The organism is Desulfosporosinus sp. OT, assembly GCF_000224515.1.
Classification (GTDB): Bacteria; Bacillota; Desulfitobacteriia; order Desulfitobacteriales; family Desulfitobacteriaceae; genus Desulfosporosinus.
On record NZ_AGAF01000074.1, the window covers coordinates 1 to 3,272 of the forward strand.

The 3,272-nt window shown below is 36.0% G+C and carries 4 protein-coding genes; all 4 read right to left on the reverse strand.

All coding sequences use genetic code 11. From position 1 onward, the window contains the following. Positions 1-47 precede the first annotated feature (47 nt). Positions 48-923: an AraC family transcriptional regulator gene (locus DOT_RS06765; protein WP_009615973.1), complete on the reverse strand. Its 876-nt coding sequence runs from the start codon at positions 921-923 to the stop codon at positions 48-50. Between the two features lie 129 nt (positions 924-1,052). Then, entirely contained in the window at positions 1,053-1,313 is a 261-nt protein-coding gene (locus DOT_RS06770) for a hypothetical protein (protein WP_040411464.1), read from the reverse strand. Positions 1,314-1,651: 338 nt separating this feature from the next. Beyond that, entirely contained in the window at positions 1,652-2,047 is a 396-nt protein-coding gene (locus DOT_RS06775; RefSeq protein WP_009616201.1) for a nuclear transport factor 2 family protein, read from the reverse strand. 130 nt (positions 2,048-2,177) lie between these two features. Next, positions 2,178-3,062 (reverse strand): LysR family transcriptional regulator, encoded by an 885-nt coding sequence (locus DOT_RS06780; RefSeq protein WP_009616202.1) that lies wholly within the window; start codon positions 3,060-3,062, stop codon positions 2,178-2,180. Positions 3,063-3,272 lie beyond the last annotated feature (210 nt).

Consider the following 3,272-nt stretch of genomic DNA (forward strand, 5'->3'; position numbering starts at 1 on the left):
ATAGTACCAATGCGAAGTAAGTTTTACTTCGCATTGGTGCGTATTTCTCATAACCTTTCGACTATTGGTATCCATATCTCGCTTTTAAAACTAGATGAAGATGTATCTTTCTTTTCATTCCATAAAATTTCAGGCCCTTGTGCCAGCTCGTAATTTGTAGACGGGAACCATTCAGCATAGATACGTCCCCAAACATTTTGTAGTGCATCGGGGAATGGTCCGACTGCCTCAAACACAGCCCATTTAGATTTTAAAACTTCGAGGCATGCGAAATTTTCTGGACACTCTTTCGTTGTTGCTACACCTATATAATGGTCTAACTCTCCTTTTTCCTCCATACGTCCTTCTGAAAAGTTAATCGATGCACTTATTATTCCCGATGGTTCTATATTAGAAAGTCCTTTAAGTTTTTGGATTGTTTCATCGTTAAGGCTCTGCCACATTGAGGCAATCTCTGGATTCACCCCGTTGAAAATTATAGGAACTCTTTTTTTAATACCAACAATACTAAATGTACCTTTTTCTACAATTCGGTAGTTCATTTCAATTCCTCCTTTTACTGATAGCTGGAAGGTCATTGGTGGATATGCCTTAAGTGAACAACCATTTTTCCTAGCTTCTGTCGGTGTTATACCATGCAGATTTTGAAAAGCTCTTGAAAAGGAATCTGTAGAGTTATACCCGTATTTCATTGCAATGTCTATGACTTTAATGCTACTATCTTTAAGTTCAAATGCAGCAAGAGTAAGTCGTCTGCGACGGATATACTCTGAAAGAGAAATACCTGCAAGGAAAGAAAACACTCTTGAAAAATGATATTCAGAACATATAGCCTTCTTAGCTACTTCCTTTAAATCGATGTCATTGGCAAGATTCTCCTCAATATATTGCAATGCCCGATTCAGGTTCTTGAGCAAATCCATTAGTCTGACCTCCTTTCACTAACAGAATAGCAGGATTTGAATTCATCTTCCCGATATTCCTTGCACTATTATGTCGGATAATTATTACTCCATATTTTACTGATGATTTTAAGAATAATGTCAACAACCTTAACCCCCAAGGTGTGCTATTATCTGAACAATATTTATTATCATCATAATAAAGCCAACAATAATCATAAGTATTGCAATAGTCCCTGCTCCTGGCAAAAAATCTTGAGTAAAAAGACCGACAACAAAATCAAACAATAACTCAAAAAAAGAAGAAAGAACAGATTCTATATGTCCTTTTCCTCGGTTCGATTTCTTGATTAGAAAGAGACCAAATACCACCAGGATTAATCCAATAGCTATGTAGGCAACGTTTCTCATCATTATTCTCTCCTAGAGGGATAGTAACCAGTTTAAGAATAACTGGAAGTTAAAGTTTTAAAGATACGTGCAAATATGGGTCTTTAGTGAAGATAGTGTACATGAACTAATCACTTAAATAGGTATAGGGAATATCGCTCTGTTGAGCAAGCTGGCAAAGCCGTGGTTAGCCTTACAATCGCTGAAAATAATTCAACCGGAGGTTTCTTTGACGAGAACGGAAAAGTTCCTTGGTAATTATAAACTGATCCTACCACCAGTCAGGCTAAATCGGTAAAATTATTCGGCACAGTAAGACTGTGCCGAATTAGGTGACTGTATTTAGACAATATCGGTTTTTAGTTCGACTTAGTAAAATACCTTTCCATCATTGGCACATCCGAAAGGTATGTATCAATTTTGGTTATAAGACCGTTCTGAATTGTCAGCACAGTAGCAAGTTCCTCATTTAAAACTCTGCCGTCTGCAGAAGATGCGGTATTATTCAGTGATAGAGTAAGTCCGCGCTGCCCAACAAGTATATGATGGAGTTTTGTTACTACACCTCCATTTACAATGGTTTCGACACGTTCAATCACTGCAGCTGCTCCCTTTGCCGTACCTGATATTTTGCTTTCTCCGGGGAGAGTCCATTCGATGTCAGGATGTAATGATTTTTTAATTGACTCCCAATCATGGTTTTTGTATGAAGTTAGAAAGTTTTCTGCTATTTTTTTATCAGCTATATTGCCCATTTAAAGAAACCTCCTTAAATTATGATCTCAAAACAAGTATACACATAACGAATAATCATGTAAAATGATTATAAAAGATAGTCATATTCATTCAAAATGATACTTGTTTGAATCCAAATCTAAGGCAAAATCATAGGACAGGTGGAGTTGACTGATTAGGCGTTTCTTTCTTTATCATTTCAATAAACTTTAAAAGAGCATTTGTCATTAAAGCATCCCTGTGCCTGATAAAGAAAGTTTTTGCAGAACCATACTGCGGAGGAATCGAAAATGATTTTAGAAGGCCTCTTTTTTCGTATTCTCGAATAGCAGATTGCGGAACGAAAGAAACACCAAGATTCTCAATTACTCCTTCAATAATGGAATCTAAATTATTAAATTCCATATAACGCACATTATAAATGTTCTCAGATTTGAACCAATCTTCAAGCTGAGTTCTATTAGGGCATCCTTTCGTGTTCAAGAGAAATTGTTTTGAACAAACAGTTTGAATATCATTGTACTCAGGATTAGATATAAGTACGAGATTTTCTTCTATTACAAGCTCTTTCACAAGGTTATCATCGTTAAGAGATTGTGACTTTACAAACGCACCGTCAAGTTGAAAGTGAAGCACTTTAAAAATGAGGTCATCGGCGTGAGAGGTTATAAGTGATAAATCAACATTTGGGTATATCTTGTGATAATGAGCAAGTGTCTTTGGAAGATGCAGGGATGAAACGGTATGATTGGTTCCAATTGATAAACGGCCAGTTGGCTCTCCTGAATCATTTAATGCCTTTTTGGCATCGTCAAGCATATGCAAAATTTGTACAGTATGAGTAAGCAATTTTTCTCCCGCCGGAGTCAAAATCATACCGTGCTGCCTATAAAACAGTTGGGTTTTAAGTTCTGTCTCCAAATTCTGAATTCTTACTGTAACATTGGATTGAACGTAACCAAGACTTTGAGCAGCTTTTGTGATGCTTCCTGCCAATGCAACAGCCTTAAAAATACGCAAATCGTTACTTTCCATTTATTTCACCTTAACTTATCAATCAATATGATTGATTTGTTTTAAACATATATCACTATATATTATTTATCGTTTAAAATACAGTTTTTCAATGGTTAACTCCCACTATTTGGTCAAAATTCTAATATGAGAGTTCTAACTCAGTAATAGAATCACTACATTGTACGCATGTGAACTCCCATTTAAAGAACCTATCGATTTACTCTCAGG

What these genes read in the sequence shown, in the direction of transcription:
- DOT_RS06765 (WP_009615973.1), bottom strand. Translation starts at nt 923, where the DNA reads ATGGATTTGCTCAAGAACCTGAATCGGGCATTGCAATATATTGAGGAG.
- DOT_RS06770 (WP_040411464.1), bottom strand. Translation starts at nt 1,313, where the DNA reads ATGAGAAACGTTGCCTACATAGCTATTGGATTAATCCTGGTGGTATTT.
- DOT_RS06775 (WP_009616201.1), bottom strand. Translation starts at nt 2,047, where the DNA reads ATGGGCAATATAGCTGATAAAAAAATAGCAGAAAACTTTCTAACTTCA.
- DOT_RS06780 (WP_009616202.1), bottom strand. Translation starts at nt 3,062, where the DNA reads ATGGAAAGTAACGATTTGCGTATTTTTAAGGCTGTTGCATTGGCAGGA.